Genomic DNA, 18,691 nt, shown 5'->3' on the forward strand with positions numbered 1-18,691 from the left:
CTTTCACACGGGTCACGCTGCTGCGCAACTATCGCAGCGGAGCTCAAGAACCCTGGACTGAGTGCGGTCTCCTACCGTCAAAGAGACAGGCTCTAACCCACTTTGGTGCCCACTCCGTAGCTCACCCGGTATGCCGGTCGGTGGAGAGTAGCCACTGCCAGCGTTGACGTTCCGTGACGAGCGTGGCGGCCACGAGGAGAGACACGAGGACTGCCGCATAGACGGGCCATACCAACCATGCGGCGATCGCGGCAGCAGTGAGCTGGAGCACCACTAGCAGGATCGTGACCGTACCCGAGACAGGGATGATCACCTGCGCCTTGTCTCCGGGAGTGGAGAAGACGGTCGGGAGGCCGATCAGTACCACCACCGCCAAGACGGCAAGCAGCCATGAGTACTTGGACAAGGCCCAGGGAGTGGCCACCCAGGCGACGAGTTCTGCGGCGAAGCGCAGGACGGATGCGATGCGGTCGTCCGGTCTCTCCATGTTCGCCCCCCGCAAGCTGTGTCGACCACCAGCGGGAGATCATACGACCACGGATGGGGCTGTGAACGCGGCTCGGTGATCCATGTCAAGGCGCGTTCACAGTCCTTTCCAGGGACTGTTCAAGAAGTCGACCCGACCGGCAGAGGGCGCCCCTCACCAGCCGAGCTGGGCGCCTCCCAGCACGGTGCTGCCGAGGTGTGCGGCGAGTTTCTCTGCCCGTGGAAGATCGCCCCACGTGCCGACGTGAACGAAGACGGTGTGGTGGTCAGCCGGCTGCAACCAGCTGACGTCGTCGCAGTTGAAGAGAACCTCCACGCCGTCGTACTTGGCAACGCCGTACGAATCCGTCTCTGTGTCGTCAGGCCACCTGCCGTGCCAGCCGATCGAGGCCATTCCCTTCCCCACGGCTCGCACGAACCGGTCCTCCACGGTGCCCGGTTGAACGTAATACAGGACGGCCAGAGGCAGTTCTGGCTCCAGTACGGAGTCCTCTGCGGCGGAGATGTCCATGCCGAACTCCAGAAAGTCACGTGTCACCGGGTCCACCCGGGGATCGGCGTAGTCGAACTCGGCCTCGGGCAGCACCGCCGCCATCCGCCGCGCGTCCTCGACGGTCAGCAGGTCGGCCATCAGGATCACCTCGCCGTCGCCCTCCTCCAGCAGAGCGTTCAGACGCAGTGCCTGAGTCCACGCCTCGACGGCGTCGGTGGTACGGAAGACGGGATACGCCCGCGAGTTACCCATGCGCCCCACCCTCACACGGGGCAAAGGGATGCGCTGCGAGCGGGCCTCTGTCCGGGGGTCCTGCCGGCTTCGGCCGTGGAAGGGGTTGATCTACCTGCGGCGCGATGGGCGCTGGTACCCGCACGGGGGTTGATGTCCATAGCGATGTCCATAGCCGCTCTGTCGGGATGAAGCGGCTACGGCGGAAACAGCCATTCCATCGCCGCAAGGCTCTTGTCGACGTACTTGCCTTGTTCTGTCTCGATGCCGTGTGCGAGGTCCTCGAAGACACTGCACCTTGCATAGAACACGGCGCGCTCGCTGAGAGCCGCGAGGTCGTTGGCGTCGGTTCGATAGCTGCTGACGGCGGCACGGGCAGCGGCAGGGCCGAGATCGCGGTAGAGCAGCCCGAAGTCGCAGGCCGGATCGACGACGGCTGCATCGCTCCAGTCGATGATGCCGGTCACCGTCCATGTGACCGGGTCGATGAGAACGTGCTCGATCCCCAGATCGTTGTGGGAGAACGTCGGGGTGCATCCATCGTGCGGTGGTGCGGCATCCAAGAACGCCTCGACGGGTCGGCGGTGCGCTTCCGGTACCTGCCCGGCTACCGTCACATAGTTCTCCGCGGCCTCATGCCGCCACTCGGCCGGCGGCTGGTGGTCAGCGTCCACCAGATCGGCCAGCCGATCGATCGGAACAGCATGCAGCGCACTGAGCAACTTGCCCAGCGTGGCGGCGATCGACGTGCCGTGGGCCGACCGCTGGTGCCGCGGCATATCCAACAGTGACGCACCCGGGAGCTTGTGGTAAGCCAGACATCCCTGCTCCGCGACCGTGAACGTCGGTTCGGGCACGGGCAGCGGCGAGATATCGGCGACGGCAGCAAGCACGCGGGCCTCGTGGCCCACCAGGGCGGTCCGCCGTGCCAGGTCGGGCTCCTTGCTGAAGCGCACGATCAGCTCACCGTTGACCTCGTACGCCAGGTTGTCCAGGCCCTCGCCAAGCGGCACAACGGACTCGATCCGATAGTCGATCATGTGCGCGACCACGACGCTGCGGACGTCTGCGACGCGGTCGCGGCTGCGACTGGTCATTGACCGACTTTATCAATCGATCGCACGAGGTCGGCGGCGTTCATCGGGTGGCAGCGCAGTCGCCGTCCAGGCATGATCCGGAAGGGGTGGTCCCGTCGATCGGGTGTTACCTCGCAGCTGCCGGACCCCGGCGTCAGCGCGTACTGCGAAACACCGCGGTTGATCCAGGGTGGCGCCAATCCCGCCGCCCTCAACGGGTACGGATCACTCGTCGTGAATCTTTCCCGTGCCGGCGTCGAGGACCGTGTTCGTCGGGTCGCAGCCGCCGCCGTCCTCGTCGGGCGTGCACCCCGTGTCGGTGACGCTCACGGACCACACCACGAGCCAAGGTCCCTGCCAGCCCTTTGCGCGTTCGGTCTTCAACACGTCGGCGTGGATCCGCAGGCCACGGGGATCGGCGCCGTTCCGTTGCTGCTCCTTGCGGACGATGTCCTCGGCTTGTTCGGCCGGGATCAGCCGCGCCGGGAGTTTCACGTGCCTGGGTCCGAGGTCGACCAGCATCTGGGAGACACGGCCCGAGCGGTTGATCTGCACGTCGAGGCTTCGTGGCATGGCCACCCCGCGTTCCTTGAATCTCCATGACGTGAGCCATCCGAACTCAGCTTTGCTGCCGACGGGTTGCGTCTCATGCCTGGAGGCAGTCGCCGCCCACGGGTAGTGGGTCTTCATGTAGGAGCGGGCGATGCGGTACGCGTCCCGGGCGTCATGGGGTGTGGTGGCGCCGGGGACGGGGAAGCTTGCCCGGGTCGGGTGCGTGGAGTCCTCGAAGCTCACGCTCAGTTGGCGCCCGCCTGGCCACATCAGCTGCGCGGGAAACGAGTCGGCGATCTGGATGGACATCCAGCCGTTGTAACCGTCGAGGCCGGGGCTGACTCGCACGGCATCGACGCGGTAGTGATCGCCGAAGGCCTGACGTATGGCACGCTCGGCGGCCTTCCGTTCGTCGCCCCGTGCGTCGTGACTGGTGGAGCCGTCCACGTGGTCAGCGGTGATCGCCGCCTGGAAAACGGTCGTCCCGGCCACGGCGAGCACTCCCGCCACGAGCAGCGTGGGCTTGGCCCATGAACACCAGTCGACGCGGCCCCGCACCAGCATGAGCGCGGCGGCCGCGCCCATTACGCCCCCGCTGACGTTCATCTCGACATCGGCGCTGTCGCAGATGCCGCTCACGAACGGGGCCAGGGCCTGGGCGAGCTCGATGGCACACGGCAACACGAGCACACCGGCAAGCACGGGTAGCGGACGCCGCAGTGCCAGAACACCGAACAGGCCGAGCGGGACGAACATGGCCAGGTTCCACAAGCCTTGCGTGGTGTTCAGCGGTTCGGTGATCTCATGGTTGATCACGCATGAGGCCGGCCCCGACTCGCCGCCCCGCAGTGCGAAGGTGACGCCGAAAACGCCGGTCAGGCAGAACACCAGGAGAAACCACCAGACCGCGTGATGCACTTCGCGGCGACGGGCGACAGCCGACGCGGTCAGCCCCACAACTGTGGCGACGACAGCGAGCCCGGCCAGGAACCACACGTCGTCACCGAAGACAGCGCCAAACAAATCCTTGCTCTTCTCTCGCTCGGTGCCCAAAGCGCCCCCGAGGCGGACCCGGGGGCGCACACGAAGTACCGTCAGGTCAGCACTTGGCGATAGGGGTCTGGCGCTTGTGGGGCGGGCCCGCCCTCCTGGCCCCGCTGCGGCAGGAGTCCGATCGACGAAGTGCACTCCAAGTTCATGCGACCGAAGTTCCAGGACTTCACCTTGGAATCACCGGACCTCATCGTGAAGTAGCTGCTCCAGTGCTCACTGCCGTTGCGGGTGTAGCCGAGTTTGAGCGAAACACTGCCACCGCCGCTCTTCTCGTAGCGGGTGTAAGCGCGTGTGCAGTTGTCGACGGTCTTCTTGCCGTGCACCATCCATCCGTTTTCCAGCTTCGTGCAACGTTCCCGCGGATCTCCGGTGTGCCCGCCATGATCGCAGTCAATGTGCTGCACGGAAGAAAGGCCCGACGGCTCTTCGGGCAAGGTGTCGACATCGTCGGTCCGGTCGGCATCGCTACCGGAGTCAACGGTCGTCGCAGTACTGGTCGGAACGCTGTCAGCGGCGTATCCGCTGGCCGGGGCCATGGCGAAAGTGAGCGAGATAAAGAGAACGGCGGATCTGCCGCCCTTACGCACGGAGCGCATCGAAGAATCCTCCCCTGAATTCCATTGGGACAGGTGACGCCCACGGCCGACACTGAAGTCGGGACGGAACGCGGGAAGTGGTCAAGGCCGATGGCATGCAGGAATGGCCGATCAAGCTGTACAAAAACGTACTCCCCCGAAAAGACGCCCCCGATGCCTTCGGTGGGCGCACGCTCCGATGGCCTGGTCAGGGCCCCGAGCATCATGTTGATGATAAATCATCAACAGGGCTATATCGAGGAGCTCTTGATCACACGTCAAATGCCGTTGTTGTAAAGTGGAGCCCTGAATTCCGCTCGGTAGTTGCGGAGGTATCCGCTTCTCTGTCAGAGGCCGGTCGGGGGGCTGGAGAGCCATTCGGGGTGCAGCGCGCGGAGTCGGTGTCGCTCCTCGGGCGTGGTGAGGATGACGTCTGCCCCGCCGTCGTAGGGATGGTGGATGCGTCGTAGTTCCGGTGAGGAACACTTCGACGAGTGTTTCGTCCGCGACGGCGCGCAATAGGTCATCGACGCAGCCGTGTTCCCACGGGCGCCGGTCGGCGTAGAGACGTGTGTGGGTGTGGAACACCGGGTCGGGGTCGTCCTCATCCGACTCGATCCACCGGCGAATGCCGTCGGGGTGGAGTGTCGGTCGTGGTGTCGGGTACCCGGCGGGCCCGGTCGGTGTGGCCGACCAGTCCATGGTCCCCACGAACACGTCCGTGCCCGCGAACAGTTCGTCGAGGATCGTGTTGTACCGGTTCAGCACGATCGCGTACTCGTCCTGGGACTCCGGGTAGCGCTTCGAACCGGGCAGGCTGTGGAAGCGTACCCAGAGGTCCGCGTACAAGGTGCGGAACGTGTGGGCGAGGGGAGGGCCCGACGGATGCCGGTTCCTCCACAGGGAAGCCAGAGGGTCAGGCACTACGCCGAGACTCATCCGGCGGCCGGCGCCACGCCGATCGGGCACGAGCCCCCCGTCCCGGCGAGCCTGTGCTGCCATGTGACCCGCCTGCTGTGCGGTCACCTGTCGGGTGAACCGGCCCGTCGTCCAAGGAGGTGGGCAAGAGGTTCGTCTCCGGCGGGATAAGGGCGTTCCTGGGGCAGCAGGCGGGTGGCGGAGTCCGAGTCACCGCTGCTGACGCGGGCGTGGATCTCGTGGGCGAGCGGGGTCACATCGCGGATGGCGACCGTCCACTCGTCCGCGTAGCGTCGTACGGCCTCACCGGGAGAGACCCAGTTGCCAGGACCGTTACGGCAAGGGCTGGAGGTGCAGGTCCCGCTCGGGGTCCCACTGCACGCGAGCGGACGCACGCTTCAACTGACGCTGCCAGGTAGCTCGGCCGGGGTGCACCCCGCGGACGTAGCTGGACAGACATGCGTTGCGCAGGGCCCATTCGAAGCCGTCGCGGGTGATCTCGACAGCGAGGACGTTCTCCTGCCCTTCCTTGGCGCCCCAGCCGCAGCGGTACATCATCCACAGGAACGACGGCTTGATCCATGTCAAGCCGCGTTCACAGACCTTTTTCGGGCTGGCATCACACATCCCTGGCCGCACACGAGGCCCGATGCCAATCCTGGGCGTCGTAGCCTTTGCCTCGTGACCAGCGAGAACCAGCAGACAGGCGATCTGACGCCTGATGAGCTGCCCCATCACCAGTCGTTGTTGGAGGGCACGGCTTGGGCCTCACTCGGCACCGCGAGAGGGAACGGCAGATTTCTGTCGGCCACGCTGCCCCGCCTCCTCGATGCCGACCCGACGGTTCAGATCAGGGCCATCAGCGAACTGGAGCCGGTATGTCATCAGAACAGCTTCTACGAAGCCACGCTCCCCGTGGCGCTGTACGTGGCCGCGATCCTCGCCCACCCCGCGACGGCGGCCGTCGGACCTGGCCGTCGGGCTGACTCTGAAAGAGACTGTCCGGTGAGGGCGGCCCTGCTGGACTGGCTTGGATCACTCGCCTACGACGCCGCCGACGAGTGCCTTGCCATCGCCGAGCGTCACTTCAACGGTGACGACCTAGACGACTATCCAGAAATGCGCGTTTTCCTGGACCACCGCCCCACGTTCTACCGTGCCGTTTCAGCTTTCCTGGGCCACGAAAACACTGCTGTTCATGAGGCCGCGATCGTTGCCGCCATCCCCTTGATCGAGCATCCCGCCCTTATTTGTCACAGAGACGAACTCGGACGCCGCGTCCACCGCCTCCTCGCCACCAGTACCAACCGCTACAACCGCAACCGCTGTCTGGACACACTCAAGAACTGGGGCTACGACATCGCTGCCCTGGAGAGCCCCGCCGACATTGCAGCACGCGCTCGATATATCCGTGATGTCTGGACTGGCGGTTGCACGAAGGAACCTCCGTTCTGACTCCGGACGCTACTTGGCCCGCACGGGCAACTGCCTGCCGCCCGCGTGCTCCGTCGGATCGGGCAACGGGTCGAAAATCGGTGGTCACCTGAGCTGACCGAGCCCACGCTGTACGCCATGGAAGAACCGCTCCGCAGGATCCGCGCGCTCCACACGGCGTCCACGATCACCGTCTACCAGGCGTACCGCCCGGAGATCGGCGGACCCGCCGCCCGCAAGGGTCGTTTCCCCGCCGCGTGGAAGCCTGACCGCATGACGTGGATTAAACCCAGCTTCATGTGGATGATGTACCGCTCCGGCTGGGGCACGAAGGAGGGTCAGGAGACCGTCCTCGCCGTCGAGATCACTCGCGACGGCTTCGACTGGGCGCTGCGTCATGCCTGCCTGTCGAGTTACGTTCGCGGCCTGCATCCCGATCGGGTCACCTGGCAGCGTGACCTCAAGCGCGCACCGGCCCGTGTGCAGTGGGATCCCGAACGGGATCTGCACCTGCGTCCCCTGCCTCACCGCTCGCTGCAACTGGGGCTCTCGGGTGAGGCATCGTCGCGTTACGCGGACGAGTGGATCGTGTCCATGAGCGACGTGACCCCGCTCGCCAACGAGATCCACGCACTCGTCAGAGACGGCGAACTGGACTCAGCTACCCAACTGCTTCCCCAGGAGCAGGAATACCCCGTCAGCGCAGAACTCCTGGCCCACCTGTGTCCCTGACCGGCGATCCGGACACAACCGCCGGCATCACTCGCGGGTCACCTGGCGGCGGCACAGGTCTGTGAACGCTGCTTGATGATCCATGTCAAGCCGCGTTCACAGACCTTGGGGACGTCTCGCTCGGCGGGGCCGGTCCACATGCCGCGGTCCGGGCCGTAACTGACGCACATGTGCTCGTCGGGTGCCATGGGCAGGTTCTCCAGCATCACGGGGCCATGATCCACGCCCCGGCAGGCCGGTCCCGAAGGTGACTCCGGTCCACCGCGCAGGCGCAGCTCGCATCCACCGTCATCGGGGTGGGCGCCAGTTTTCTTTGGAGGGGTGTACGTTCTGCACGGCCGGCGGCTACCACCAGCAGTATCTTGACCGCAACATCAACGGCCACGCCGGGACCCGCGTTTCCTGTCCGATCGGTGTGGCTCTGGCCAAGGGGTGAGTTTCGCCATCGACACTGCCCTCCTGGCGGCTTTGTGGAGGGAACGGCATCCGTCGGGCCCTCCCGTCGCTCACACATTCCGCACCAGGTACGCGGATCGCTGGGTGCGCTTCCACAGCCTCCCCGGCTCGAAGCGCTACCCGGAGTCCGAGGACGAGTACGCGATCGTGCTGGACCGGTACAACACGATCCTGGACGAGTTGTTCACGGGCACGGACGTGTTCGTAGTGACCATGGACTGGTCGGACACACCGACCGGTCCTGCGGGCTACCCGACACCACGACAGACACTGCACCCCGGCAGCATCCGCTGGTGGACCGAGTCGGACCAGGACGACCCCGACCCGGAGTTCCACACCCACACACGGCTGTATGCCGACCGGCGCCGGTGGAACCGCGGCTGCGTCGACGGGCTGTTGCGAGCCGTCGCGGACGAGGCGCTCGTCGAAGTCTTCATCGCCGACGGGGAACTGCGACGCATCTACCACCCCTACGACGGCGGCGCAGACGTCATCCTTGCCACGCCTGCAGAACGTGACGGTGTGCGTGACCGACACACAGACTGGCTTTCCAGCCACCCGGCCGGCCTCTGAGAGCCGGGCGGGCCCCCTTTCCCCGGCCGACCGCGCAAGAGTCCGTGAACGCTGCTTGACGACTCACGTCAAGCCTGGCTCACAGACCTCTTGAGACTGTTGGCCCGCGGCAGCCAGGGCACCGGAAGCCGATGTCCGGTCTCGTCCCGGGCAGCCCTTGGAAGGTGAGAGGGCCGGTAGGGTCGCTACAAAGCGTCGAACGGGGGAACGATGCGGACAATGATGATGAGTGGCTCGCGCGGGGCCACGAGGAAGTAGAACCATCCGCCAGCAGCGTCCATGCGACGCAGACCGCCCGGTCTTGGGCCGTTGCCGAGATCACTGACGTCGATTCCCGTACCGGCGAGCTCGACGAGTTGGGCGGCCAGGCGTTCGACTTCCGCCACGACGTGGGCTGGGAGGCCGCCTGCCACGTGGTCGTGATCAGGGTCGTACTCCCAGTGCCAGTCCGCGCTCACCGGGTCGAGAGACCGACGGCCGTGTGAGCTTCGTCGAGAAGTCGTCCGATCTCGGCGGCGGCCTGTCGTGCCTGCGTGGCGTCGCCGGCTTCGGCGGTGTTCTCCCAACGGAGGAAATCCGCTGCCAGGCCGGGCTGGCGTTGGATGTGGACGTAGACGGCCCACTGGGTGATGAATCGCCGGAGAGGGGCGAGATCGGAGCCCTGCCGGGACTGGTCGGCCGCCTGGTCCAGCTCCCGCGTGAAGGCGGGAAGCGAGGCAGGCGCGATCTGACTGATGGCCTGCCGTAGCGCGGCGACTGTTGCAGGCGGCTGAGGAATGAGCGGTTGCTCAGCGGCTGGGGTGGTCATGGCTGCTCCCATGGGCGCGATTCTGTCCCACGCCTCAGCCTAGCGGGCAGGAGCACTTTCGCTCCGCTCGAACGAGTGAGGGAGAAGCGATTCAGCTGTCGCCCGGACCGGCCCGAGGGCGGGAGACCAGGTGAGCCCGTTCCTCATTCCCGCAGGTGGGCGATGAGCTCGTCCTGTCCGGAGCAGGGGTCTTCCTGGGGCAGCAGCCGGGTGGCTGAGCCCAAGTCACCGCCCCTGACGAGGGCGTGGATCTCATGGGCGAGTGGGGTGACGTCTTCGATCGCGACGATCCATTCGTCCACGTAACGTCGCGCGGCTTCACCCGAGAGGCCGAGTTGCAGGGACCGGTACGGGAGGGGCTGCAGCCGCAAGTCCCGCTCGGGGTCCCACTGCACCCGTGTTGGCGCTCGCTTCAGTTCCCGCTGCCAGGTTGCCTGGTTCTCGTGCACCCCTCGTACGTAGTGCGACAGGCACGCGTTGCGCAGTGCCCACTCGAACCCGTCGCGGCTGATCTCGACGGCCAGAGCGGTCTCCTGGCCCTCCTTCGTGCCCCAGCCGCAGCGGTACATCATCCATAGGAACGACAGCTTGATCCATGTCATCCCGTCCCGCATCCACGCGGCAGGGAACCTGACCCTCGGTGGCAGGCGAGCCGCTGTTGATCTCGGTCGATCGGCACAACAAGCCTGCGCAGGCCACACCTTGATATCCGCTCGCTCCGAGCAGGCGGGCGTCCTACCCTCGCCCCATGAACAAGCCCCTCGTCGCCATCCTCAGTGGCGCCGGTATCTCGACCGACTCCGGAATCCCCGACTATCGCGGGCCCAACGGCCTGTGGCGGCGCGACCCCGAGGCCGAGAAGCTCGTCACGTACGAGTACTACATGGGCGATCCCGAGATCAGGCGCCGGGCGTGGCTGATGCGGCGGGAGACCCAGGAGCTCGGGGCCGAGCCCAACGCCGCGCACCGGGCGGTGGCCGAGCTGGAGCGGTCGGGCGTGCCCGTGCGGGTCATCACGCAGAACGTCGACGGACTCCACCAGCTCGCCGGCATGCCCGCACGCAAGGTCCTCGAACTCCACGGCACCGCAAGGAGTTTCGTGTGCACCGGATGCCATGCACGCGGGCCCATGGAGGACACCCTCGCACGCCTCGACGCCGGTGAGGACGACCCGGTCTGCCTGAAGTGCGGCGGCATCCTCAAGTCGGCGACCGTGATGTTCGGCGAACGCCTCGACCCCGTCGTCCTCGGCGAAGCCGCCGCCATCACCAAGGCCTGCCAGGTCTTCATCGCCGTCGGCAGCAGCCTCCAGGTCCAGCCCGCGGCCGGCCTCGCGGGCGTCGCCGCCGACCACGGGGCCCGGCTCATCATCGTCAACGCCGAACCCACCCCCTACGACGAGATCGCCGACGAGGTCGTACGGGAGCCGATCGGCACCGCCCTGCCCGAACTGCTAGGCCGACTGTGCGGGGACAGCGGTCAAGTGCGGTGACCTGAAGCGTTGTTCGCGGGACTGCTCGCGGGCGGCCCGCTAGGGGGTGTCCGGCGGATCAAGTCGGAGGAAACCTGCGGCGCCTGATCAGCGCACGTGAGCGGGGTCTGGTGCGTCCAACTGCAAGGCGGAGGAGGGCGTCGATGCGGAGCATCGGCAACCGACGACAACGCCGCAGGTGGGGGTGCCAGACCCCGCGTCTCCGGCATGATCCGCCGGACAGGCCCTAGGCACGGATCCCGTCGCAGGCGACGTGCAGCTGCCGCGGCCCGCGCAGCACGGCGTTCTTCCGGTACGGGGGCGGGTCCTCCAGCAGACGCGGGTTCTCCAGCCTCCGGGCCAGCTCCGACAGGGCGAACTGGGTCTCCAGCCGGGCGAGCGGTGCGCCGAAGCAGCTGTGGATGCCGCTGCCCAGGCCGAGGTGCTGGATGTCCGGGCGGTCCGGGTCGAAGCGGTCCGGGTTGTCGAAGCGCTGGGGGTCCCGGTTGCCCGACGCCAGGACCAGCCACAGGGTGGCTCCCTTGGGGATGGTGACCCCGCGGACCTCGATGTCGGCGAGGGTGGTGCGCTGCGGCACCAGTTGCACCGGCGGCTCGAACCGCAGCAGCTCCTCGACGATGGGCACGGCCAGCCGCGGATCGGCACGCAGCCGCTGGAGGACGCCGGGATTGCGCAGCAGGGTCAGCATGCCGTTGGTGATCAGGTTGACCGTGGTCTCGTGTCCCGCGATGAGCAGCAGCGCCGCGGTGCTGAGCAGTTCCATCGTGGTCATCGGGCCGTCCTCGCCCTTGGCCGTCGCCAGCTGGGAGAGCATGTCCTCCCCGGGGTTCTTGCGGCGCTCCTCGATCAGGCCTGCCAGATACATGCCCAGCTGCATTCGGGCGTCCTGCGCGCCCTTGCCCCGCTCGGCGGGATCGGCGTCCGGGTCGGGATCGAGGTTGGCGGCGAGGGTGTCCGCCCAGGTGTGGAAGCGCGCCTCGTCCTCGCGCGGCACCCCGAGCAGCCGGCAGATCACCGTCACCGGGAAGGGGTACGAGAACTGTTCCACCAGGTCGATCCGGTCCGGGTCGCCGATGCCGTCGATGAGGCCGGTGACGATGTCGCGGAGCTCTCCCCCCATCGCGTCGACCCGGTGGGGGGAGTGCGGCGGGCCGAAGGGGCGGTTCGTCATGCGCCGCAGCCGGTCGTGCTCCGGCGGGTCGAGCCGCAGGAAGCCCGGCGGCAGAGTGCTCTCCTCCCGCGGCGCCTCGGCCAGGGGGTCGGCGGCGTTCGAGGCCAGGTTGCGGGCGTCGGAGCTGATCCGGGGATCGTGCAGAAGGCTGCGGATCTCGTAGTACGTGCTGACCACGTACGGCCCGTCGGCCTCGTGGTGGACCGGAGTCCTCCGCAGCTCCTCGTAGATCGGGTACGGGTCGGCCCGGTTGGCGTAGTCCAGGATCTGGTGCAGCAGGGATTGCGTCATGGCGAGTCCTAGGGTCCTCGTGGCCTTGCGGTCAGTGCGCCGGGGTGAACGTCATCCGGCGGTCGGCCGGCGAGTATCCGCTGAGGGCCACGGTGGGGCCGTGGCTGGGGACCGAGGGGTCGGGGAAGTCCGCGTCGAGCGGCCGCTGTCCGTCCGGGCGCCGGTCGACCGTGGCGAACGGCGGCGGGAACGGCGCGGTGGTCTCGATCAGCCCTTGGTAGAACGGCAGCCACCGGCCCTGGTCGAAGGCGACGGCGCCGATGACACGCCCCTGGTACCCGTACACGCCGAGGAACCGGTGATCCGCCAGCGAGCCCTGGGAGATGAGGATCTCCGTCCCCATCGAGGGGATTCCGACGGACTTGATGTTGACTCCGAACTGCGAGGACCAGAAGGCCGGCACCTCCATGTGGGGCAGGCGGTCGGTGCTCTCGCTGAGCATGTTGTGCGCCGCGATCCGGGCCTGTGAGACGGCGTTGCCCCAGTGCTCCAGGGACAGGAACTGGTAGCCGAACAGGGGGTGCGGGCACCGGGCGACGTCGCCTGCCGCGTAGATGTCGTCGGTGACGATCCCGCGGATGTCGAAGGCGCGGCAGCCGGCGTCACAGGCGATGCCACGGGGACCCGCGCCGAGTCCGGACCCGGCGAGCCATTCGGTGTTGCGCAGGGCGCCGAGCGAGACGACCACCACGTCGGCCTCCACGGAGGAGCCGTCGGACAACTGGGCCGCGCGCACCCTTCCCGAGTCGTCGCCCTCCAGGGCGGTCACCATGACCCCGGTCCGAAGGTCCACGCCGTGCTCGCGCTGCATCTCGGCGGCGACCGCGCCGACCACTCCGCCGAGTGCGCCGACCAGGGGCGCGGCGCCGCGTTCGGTGACGGTGACGGGCAGGCCGCGCTCACGGCAGGCGGAGGCGATCTCCGAGCCGGTGAATCCGGCCCCGACGACCAGGACCCGCTTGGGGCCCGCCTCCAGCCGCCGCGCGAGCGCGGCACTGTCGTCCCGGCCGCGCAGCACGAAAACTCCGTCGAGGTCCGCCTCGGCCTCGTGCGGCCACGGCCGCGCCCGTACGCCGGTGGTGATCAGCAGCCGGTCGTACGGCACCTCGTCGCCGTCGGCCAGCCGCACCCGTCGGGCGGCCATGTCCAGGCCGGTGGCCGGGGTGCCGAGCCGCCAGGTCGCGTCGACGGACCGGAGCCTGGGCAGTGCGGTACGGTCGGCGCTCGCCCGGCCCAGCAGCACCTGCTTGGACAGCGGGGGCCGGTCGTACGGTTCGCAGGGCTCGTCGCCGATCATGGTCAGCGAACCCGCGAAGCCCTTTTCCCGCAAGGTCTCGGCGGCCCGCAGGCCGGCCAGCGAGGCGCCGACGACGACGATGCGGCCGTCGCGTTTGAGCCGGTCCAGGGATCCGTCACCCAGCATGGGACACCCCCTCGGCCGGTACGTCCACGGCGTCGGGTTCCACGCCGTCGGGTTCCACCGCATCGACGAGGACGGCCTGGACCGGGCAGGCCGCGGCGGCCCGGTCCAGCTTCTCGCGCGGCGCCTCGTCGGGCTCCGGGTCGTACAGCAGCGCCTCGTCGCCGTGCATGGTGAAGATCTCGGGAGCGAGGAACGCACACTGCGCGTACCCCTGACAGCGGTTCAGATCGACGGCAATCCTGACCACGGGATCGCTCCTCTCCAAGGGCCCGGTCAAGCCTCCTGCGACCACTCTCGGCGGCCGGGCGGGAAGCGGCGACGAGGAGCGGACCGTTCGAGTGAGCGGTGCGGCCGGATCAGGCCGGAGGGGCGGGCGGTGCGGTGGAGGGGCGACGGCCCCACAGGATGTTCAGGCTGAGGAGCAGCGCCCAGGCCGGGAAGACCAGCTCGGACCAGGGCACGCCTTTTCCCGCCACGAGCAGCGTCAGGCCCGCGAGATAGCCGACGACGACGAGCGGGCGCGGGAACACGCCGAGCCGGCGGCCGATGGTCGAGGTCGTGATGATGAACACCGCCGCCATCCGCATGGCGTACGTGGTCAGCAGGGCGTAGGCGAAGTGGCTGCCGAAGGAAGAGCTCTGCCGGCCTTCGCCGAGCACGGTCCCGGCCGCCGCGGCGGCGCCGAACAGCGTGGCGACGAAGACCACGCCGCTGCCCAGGAACACGGTGGCGACGAACCGGTCCTCGGCCCGGCCGGCCTGCTCGCGGAGGGCTCCCATGAACCACAGGAACGCGATCCCGGCGAACGGCACCAGCTCCAGCGCCGTCCGAACGCCGCTCCGCTGTCCGGCGTCGAGGGTCACGCCGTCCCCGCCGCCGGGCAGAGCGATGCGCACCAGAACGATCGCCGCGGCCATCAGGACCGCGAACACCACCCCGGCCGCCCCGGCGGCCCGGGGTGTCGCGAGGCGCTCGTGCTTCCGCTCCATGGTCTCCCGCTTTCTGCCGGCTCTCCCTTCGTCCAGACACCAGTGATCGCGGGGCTCACGCCACCGGGGTCACCCGGGAGGAAGACCGCGGTGCGCCATACAGGTCATGGCCGCCGGTCGAATCCGGGCCGCCCCTTACGATGAGCTGCCCGCACCTGGCCGACCCGTCGCGCCTAGAAGTGCGGCGGCGTCCTGAAATCGGCGACCGTGCTCTTCGGCGAGCGCCTCGACCCGTCGTCCTCGGCCAGGCCGCCGGACTCGCAGGCGTCGCCGCCGACCACGGGGCCCGGCTCATCATCGTCAACGCCGAACCCACCCCCTACGACGAGATCGCCGACGAGGTCGTACGGGAGCCGATCGGCACCGCCCTGCCCGAACTGCTAGGCCGGCTGGGCGACCAGGCGGAAGCCTGAGAGGGGTCAGAAGAGCGACGACCCGCTCTCGAAGTCGAGGAGTTGCCTCTTGCGGTCCAGGCCGCCGCCGTAGCCGGTGAGGCTGCCGCTCGCGCCGATCACGCGGTGGCAGGGCACGATGATGCCGATCGGGTTCTTGCCGTTGGCGAGGCCGACCGCGCGTGAGGCGCCCATGTTGCCCAGGGCTTCCGCGAGTTCGCCGTACGAACGGGTCTCGCCGTAGGGGATCTGCCGCAGTTGCTCCCACACGCTGCGCTGGAAGGGTGTTCCCGTCAGCCGCAGTTCGAGAGTGAACTCCTTCAACTCACCCTCGAAGTAGGCGTACAGCTGCTCCGTCGCCTCGTCGAAGAGTGTGTCGTCGCGCTCGCCGAAGCTCTCCTCCGCGGGGCGGTGACGCTGGCCGACCATGTGGAGGCCGCACAGGACGCCGTCGTCGTCCGCGACGAGCGTGAGCGGGTCGTAGGGGCTGTCGATGACCGTGTGCCGTTTCACTGAGGGTCCTTGATGCGTGGAGTGCGGAGAGTGTGGGGAGCGCGGGGAGTTCGTGGTGCGGGCTTCGTGGCGTGCGCGGTGTTCGGGGTGCCGGCCTGGGTGGGGAGGAAGTTGATCGGGTGGGTGTCCGTCGCCCACAGGTACTGGACCGCGTACGCCCGCCAGGGGCGCCAGGCCGCGGCGCGGGCCGTCAGGGCGGCGGGTGTGGACGGGAGCCCCAACTCCTGGGCCGCGCGCCGGATTCCGAGGTCGGTGGGGAGGAACGCGTCCGGGTCCCCGAGAGCGCGCATCGCGATCACGTCGGCGGTCCAGGGGCCGAAGCCGGGCAACGCGAGGAGCCTGGCCCTGGCCTGTGCCCAGTCGCTCTCCACTCCCAAGTGAAGTGTTCCTTCGGCGAGTTGGCCCACCAGCGTGGTGAAGGTGGTGCGTCGGGTGCGGGGCATCGCGAGCGACTCGGGGTCGAGTGCGGCGAGTGCCTCGGGCGAGGGGAAGAGATGTGTGAGGCCGCCTTCCGGGTCGTCCACCGCTTCACCGTGCGCGGTGACCAGGCGGGCGGCGTGGGTACGCGCGGCGGCCGTGGAGACCTGCTGCCCCAGTACGGCCCGCACGGCGAACTCGGCCTCGTCGACCGTGCGCGGCACCCGGCGGCCGGGGGCCTTGTCGACCAGTGGTGCCAGCAGCGGATCCGTACGCAGCTGGTCGTCGACCGCCACCGGATCGGCGTCCAGGTCCAGCAGGCGGCGGCAGCGGCTGATCGCGACGGACAGGTCGCGCAGGTCGCTGAGGGTCAGGCGGCACGCGATGTGGTCCGGCATCGGCGTCAGACCGGCGATCCCGTGCCCGTACGGCAGCCGCAGGGTCCGCCGGTACGCGCCGGCGCGCCACTCCTCCACCCCGGGTACGGCGGTCGCCGCGAGGTGTCCGAACAGGTTGTCGGGGTTGAGCGGGGCCCGGAAGGGGAGCCGGAGGTTCAGTACGCCGGGCGTGCCCGGGGTTCCTGCGGCGGCTCCGGCCCGGTTTCTGGGCAGGCGGGCGCGCAGCTCGCTCGGGGACAGCGCGAAGACCTCGCGGACGGTGTCATTGAAGGTGCGGATGGAGGAGAAGCCGGCGGCGAAGGCGATCTCCGCCATCGGGAGCGGTGTCGTCTCGATGAGCAGCCGGGCGGTCTGGGCCCGCTGGGCCCGGGCGAGCGCCAGGGGGCCCGCGCCCAGCTCCGCCAGGAGCTGCCGTTCGATCTGGCGGGTGCTGTAACCGAGCCGGGTGGCCAGGCCCGGGACGCCGTCGCGGTCGACGACGCCGTCGCCGATCAGCCGCATCGCGCGGGCCACCAGGTCGGCGCGGTGGTTCCATTCCGGTGAGCCGGGGCTGGTGTCCGGGCGGCACCGCTTGCAGGCCCGGAATCCGGCCTGCTGACAGGCGGCCGCGCTCGGGTAGAAGGTCATGTTCTGCGGCTTCGGCGGCACGACCGGGCAGCTGGGGCGGCAGTAGATCCTCGTGGTCGTCACCGCGGTGAAGAACCATCCGTCGAAGCGCGCGTCCTTCGACTGGACGGCACGCACGCAGCGCTCGGTGTCCGTGTGCATCCCGTTCTGCATGCCTCAAGCATCGGGTACCCCGCAGGACGGGGCTGGCGAGAATCCGACATCTACCTTGCCCGGCCTGCGACCGGGCCGCGCATATGCGTGCGCGAAGCCGTCAGCGGGGCTCCTCGCCCTGCGCGACCTCCACCTCATGGTGGAAGGCGAGCACACCCGCCCCCGAAGCACCGGCCGAGACGGCGGCGCAGGCGGCCAGGAGGAGGGCGATCCAGGCGGCGGCGCGCGGGCGGCGCTGGGGCGTGGAGAGAAGTGCGGCGACGCGCCGGGGGACGGGCCCCGTGGTGGCCGCGGGGGCGAAGTCGGGGCGGTCGGAGCGGGCGTCCCCGATGGCGAGGGCGGCGCGGGCGATGGCCCGGGCGGTCAGTCTCCGGTCCCCCACGGCTTCGGCGGCGACCTCGTCCGCGGCGCGCTCCGCCGCGAGCGCGACGCTCGCCCGGACCGTGCGCAGACCCGGGTGGCAGTGGGCCGCGAGTTCGGCCACGACGAGGAAACGGTGGTGGCCGCCGGCGTTGTGGGCCCGCTCGTGGGCGAAGAGGGCCTCGCGCTCGTCGGCTCCGAGGCTGCGCAGCATCGCGGTGGTGACGACGATGCGGTGCGGTCGACCCGGCAGCGCGTAGGCGTCCGGGTGCGGCGATTCGATGACGCACAGGTCGCCGGCGGCGGGGCGGCGGTCGGCCTGGATGCGCGCCGAGCGGAAGGCGCGGAGCTGGCGCAGGACCGAGCGGACGACGGTCCAGGCGCCGACGGTGAGCACCCCGGTCGCGGCGGCGGCCGCGGGCAGGACGACAAGGTCCGAGGCCGTACGCAGGGGGTGGACGAGGTCGCCGAGGCTCGCGAGGAAGGGCAGCTTGAGCAGCCCGGTCAGGACCAGCGCGCCCAGCGAGGCCACGGAGGCGCCGGCCAGCACCGTCATCGCGAGGGTCACCGACCACAGCGCGGTCACCGGGGTGAGCCGGTCGAGGCAGCGACGGGCCAGCGGCCCCAGCGCGAAGGGGACCAGCAGGGGAATCAGCAGCAGGAAGATCATCCCTCACCCGGTTCCGGACTCGCGTCGGGACCCGGCTCCAGCAGATCCCGCAGGAGCCGCTCGTCGTCGGGGCTCAGCTGGGCGACGAACCGGGCCAGCGCGGTCTCCCGGTCGTCGTCACGGTCGAGCTCGCTGTGCATGCGACGCGCGGTGAGGCCGTGCGGGTCCTGGACGGGGAAGTACGCGTAGCCCCGGCCCAGCCGCTCGCGGCCGACGATGCCCTTCTCGTGCAGCCGGGACAGGATCGTCGTCACGGTCGTCCGGGCCAGACCGGAGTCCAGCTCCCGTTGCACCAGTCCGGGCGTGAGCGGCACGCCGGCGGCCCAGAGAGCCGCCATCACACTGGCCTCCAGCTCACCCGCCGGTCGGCGTTCGTCCTTGTCACTGCTCATGGGAACGATCCTCACC

At 68.9% G+C, this 18,691-nt stretch carries 20 protein-coding genes and 4 pseudogenes; 6 read left to right on the forward strand and 18 right to left on the reverse strand.

Annotated features, from left to right (window positions below; translation table 11 throughout):
- Positions 1-121: 121 nt before the first annotated feature.
- The 6 genes and pseudogenes from ABZX90_RS31880 to ABZX90_RS31905 form a co-directional block, all read right to left on the reverse strand.
- Entirely contained in the window at positions 122-487 is a 366-nt protein-coding gene (locus ABZX90_RS31880) for a hypothetical protein (RefSeq protein ID WP_355210673.1), read from the reverse strand.
- Between the two features lie 153 nt (positions 488-640).
- Positions 641-1,231 carry a hypothetical protein gene (locus tag ABZX90_RS31885; RefSeq protein ID WP_355210676.1) on the reverse strand — a complete coding sequence of 197 codons (591 nt, stop codon included), beginning with the start codon at positions 1,229-1,231 and terminating at the stop codon, positions 641-643.
- Between the two features lie 176 nt (positions 1,232-1,407).
- Positions 1,408-2,307 carry a phosphotransferase gene (locus ABZX90_RS31890; protein WP_355210679.1) on the reverse strand — a complete coding sequence of 300 codons (900 nt, stop codon included), beginning with the start codon at positions 2,305-2,307 and terminating at the stop codon, positions 1,408-1,410.
- 204 nt (positions 2,308-2,511) lie between these two features.
- Positions 2,512-4,026, reverse strand: a complete 1,515-nt coding sequence (locus ABZX90_RS31895; RefSeq protein WP_355210682.1) for a VanZ family protein — start codon at positions 4,024-4,026, stop codon at positions 2,512-2,514.
- Complete coding sequence (locus ABZX90_RS31900) at positions 3,933-4,487, reverse strand: hypothetical protein (protein ID WP_355210685.1); 555 nt, start codon at positions 4,485-4,487, stop codon at positions 3,933-3,935. Before ABZX90_RS31900 ends, ABZX90_RS31895 begins: the two co-directional genes overlap by 94 nt.
- A gap of 1,001 nt (positions 4,488-5,488) precedes the next feature.
- Positions 5,489-6,011 (reverse strand): annotated as a pseudogene (locus ABZX90_RS31905) (DUF4291 domain-containing protein).
- Between the two features lie 54 nt (positions 6,012-6,065).
- On the opposite strand from ABZX90_RS31905, the gene ABZX90_RS31910 reads away from it, so the two are divergent.
- Positions 6,066-6,839, forward strand: a complete 774-nt coding sequence (locus tag ABZX90_RS31910; RefSeq protein ID WP_355210688.1) for a hypothetical protein — start codon at positions 6,066-6,068, stop codon at positions 6,837-6,839.
- A 117-nt stretch (positions 6,840-6,956) separates the two neighbouring features.
- Positions 6,957-7,550, forward strand: a complete 594-nt coding sequence (locus tag ABZX90_RS31915) for a DUF4291 domain-containing protein (protein WP_355210691.1) — start codon at positions 6,957-6,959, stop codon at positions 7,548-7,550.
- 38 nt (positions 7,551-7,588) lie between these two features.
- On the opposite strand, the gene ABZX90_RS31920 is transcribed toward ABZX90_RS31915, so the two are convergent.
- Entirely contained in the window at positions 7,589-7,759 is a 171-nt protein-coding gene (locus ABZX90_RS31920; protein WP_355210694.1) for a hypothetical protein, read from the reverse strand.
- Positions 7,760-7,896: 137 nt separating this feature from the next.
- Between ABZX90_RS31920 and ABZX90_RS31925 the strand changes: the two are divergent.
- Together ABZX90_RS31925 and ABZX90_RS31930 are read left to right on the forward strand one after the other, a co-directional pair.
- Positions 7,897-7,986, forward strand: a pseudogene (locus ABZX90_RS31925) (peptide-methionine (S)-S-oxide reductase); the annotation flags it as partial.
- Positions 7,987-8,090: 104 nt separating this feature from the next.
- The gene (locus ABZX90_RS31930; RefSeq protein ID WP_355210697.1) at positions 8,091-8,579 is read left to right on the forward strand and encodes a hypothetical protein; all 489 of its coding nucleotides are present in this window, start codon (positions 8,091-8,093) and stop codon (positions 8,577-8,579) included.
- Positions 8,580-8,764: 185 nt separating this feature from the next.
- Here ABZX90_RS31930 and ABZX90_RS31935 read toward each other — a convergent pair whose 3' ends face one another.
- From ABZX90_RS31935 to ABZX90_RS31945, 3 genes and pseudogenes are all read right to left on the reverse strand, one after another.
- Positions 8,765-9,037, reverse strand: a complete 273-nt coding sequence (locus tag ABZX90_RS31935) for a hypothetical protein (protein ID WP_355210700.1) — start codon at positions 9,035-9,037, stop codon at positions 8,765-8,767.
- Entirely contained in the window at positions 9,034-9,387 is a 354-nt protein-coding gene (locus ABZX90_RS31940) for a DUF6247 family protein (protein WP_355210703.1), read from the reverse strand. The genes ABZX90_RS31935 and ABZX90_RS31940 overlap by 4 nt, the downstream gene beginning before the upstream one ends.
- Positions 9,388-9,530: 143 nt before the next feature.
- A pseudogene (locus tag ABZX90_RS31945) lies at positions 9,531-10,019 on the reverse strand (DUF4291 domain-containing protein); the annotation flags it as partial.
- Positions 10,020-10,135: 116 nt separating this feature from the next.
- On the opposite strand from ABZX90_RS31945, the gene ABZX90_RS31950 reads away from it, so the two are divergent.
- The gene (locus tag ABZX90_RS31950; protein WP_355210706.1) at positions 10,136-10,879 is read left to right on the forward strand and encodes a Sir2 family NAD-dependent protein deacetylase; all 744 of its coding nucleotides are present in this window, start codon (positions 10,136-10,138) and stop codon (positions 10,877-10,879) included.
- A 226-nt stretch (positions 10,880-11,105) separates the two neighbouring features.
- On the opposite strand, the gene ABZX90_RS31955 is transcribed toward ABZX90_RS31950, so the two are convergent.
- The 4 genes from ABZX90_RS31955 to ABZX90_RS31970 form a co-directional block, all read right to left on the reverse strand.
- On the reverse strand, positions 11,106-12,341 hold the full coding sequence (locus tag ABZX90_RS31955) for a cytochrome P450 (protein WP_355210709.1): 1,236 nt from the start codon (positions 12,339-12,341) through the stop codon (positions 11,106-11,108).
- 31 nt (positions 12,342-12,372) lie between these two features.
- Positions 12,373-13,764 (reverse strand): FAD-dependent oxidoreductase, encoded by a 1,392-nt coding sequence (locus ABZX90_RS31960; RefSeq protein ID WP_355210712.1) that lies wholly within the window; start codon positions 13,762-13,764, stop codon positions 12,373-12,375.
- Entirely contained in the window at positions 13,754-14,011 is a 258-nt protein-coding gene (locus tag ABZX90_RS31965) for a ferredoxin (protein ID WP_351125846.1), read from the reverse strand. The genes ABZX90_RS31960 and ABZX90_RS31965 overlap by 11 nt, the downstream gene beginning before the upstream one ends.
- Before the next feature lie 109 nt (positions 14,012-14,120).
- A complete protein-coding gene (locus ABZX90_RS31970; protein ID WP_351125848.1) occupies positions 14,121-14,753 on the reverse strand; it encodes a hypothetical protein in 633 nt (210 codons plus the stop codon).
- A 177-nt stretch (positions 14,754-14,930) separates the two neighbouring features.
- Between ABZX90_RS31970 and ABZX90_RS31975 the strand changes: the two are divergent.
- Positions 14,931-15,166, forward strand: a pseudogene (locus ABZX90_RS31975) (NAD-dependent deacetylase); the annotation flags it as partial.
- Positions 15,167-15,172: 6 nt separating this feature from the next.
- Here the strand turns inward: ABZX90_RS31975 and ABZX90_RS31980 are convergent.
- From ABZX90_RS31980 to ABZX90_RS31995, 4 genes are all read right to left on the reverse strand, one after another.
- Positions 15,173-15,658: a methylated-DNA--[protein]-cysteine S-methyltransferase gene (locus ABZX90_RS31980; protein ID WP_351125849.1), complete on the reverse strand. Its 486-nt coding sequence runs from the start codon at positions 15,656-15,658 to the stop codon at positions 15,173-15,175.
- Positions 15,655-17,253: an AlkA N-terminal domain-containing protein gene (locus ABZX90_RS31985; RefSeq protein WP_355210717.1), complete on the reverse strand. Its 1,599-nt coding sequence runs from the start codon at positions 17,251-17,253 to the stop codon at positions 15,655-15,657. Before ABZX90_RS31985 ends, ABZX90_RS31980 begins: the two co-directional genes overlap by 4 nt.
- 100 nt (positions 17,254-17,353) lie before the next feature.
- Positions 17,354-18,283 carry a M48 family metalloprotease gene (locus ABZX90_RS31990; RefSeq protein WP_351125853.1) on the reverse strand — a complete coding sequence of 310 codons (930 nt, stop codon included), beginning with the start codon at positions 18,281-18,283 and terminating at the stop codon, positions 17,354-17,356.
- Positions 18,280-18,675: a BlaI/MecI/CopY family transcriptional regulator gene (locus ABZX90_RS31995; RefSeq protein ID WP_351125855.1), complete on the reverse strand. Its 396-nt coding sequence runs from the start codon at positions 18,673-18,675 to the stop codon at positions 18,280-18,282. The genes ABZX90_RS31990 and ABZX90_RS31995 overlap by 4 nt, the downstream gene beginning before the upstream one ends.
- Between the last annotated feature and the right edge of the window lie 16 nt (positions 18,676-18,691).

It is taken from the genome of Streptomyces sp. NPDC002935, assembly GCF_040611295.1.
In the GTDB taxonomy this organism is placed as follows: Bacteria; Actinomycetota; Actinomycetes; order Streptomycetales; family Streptomycetaceae; genus Streptomyces.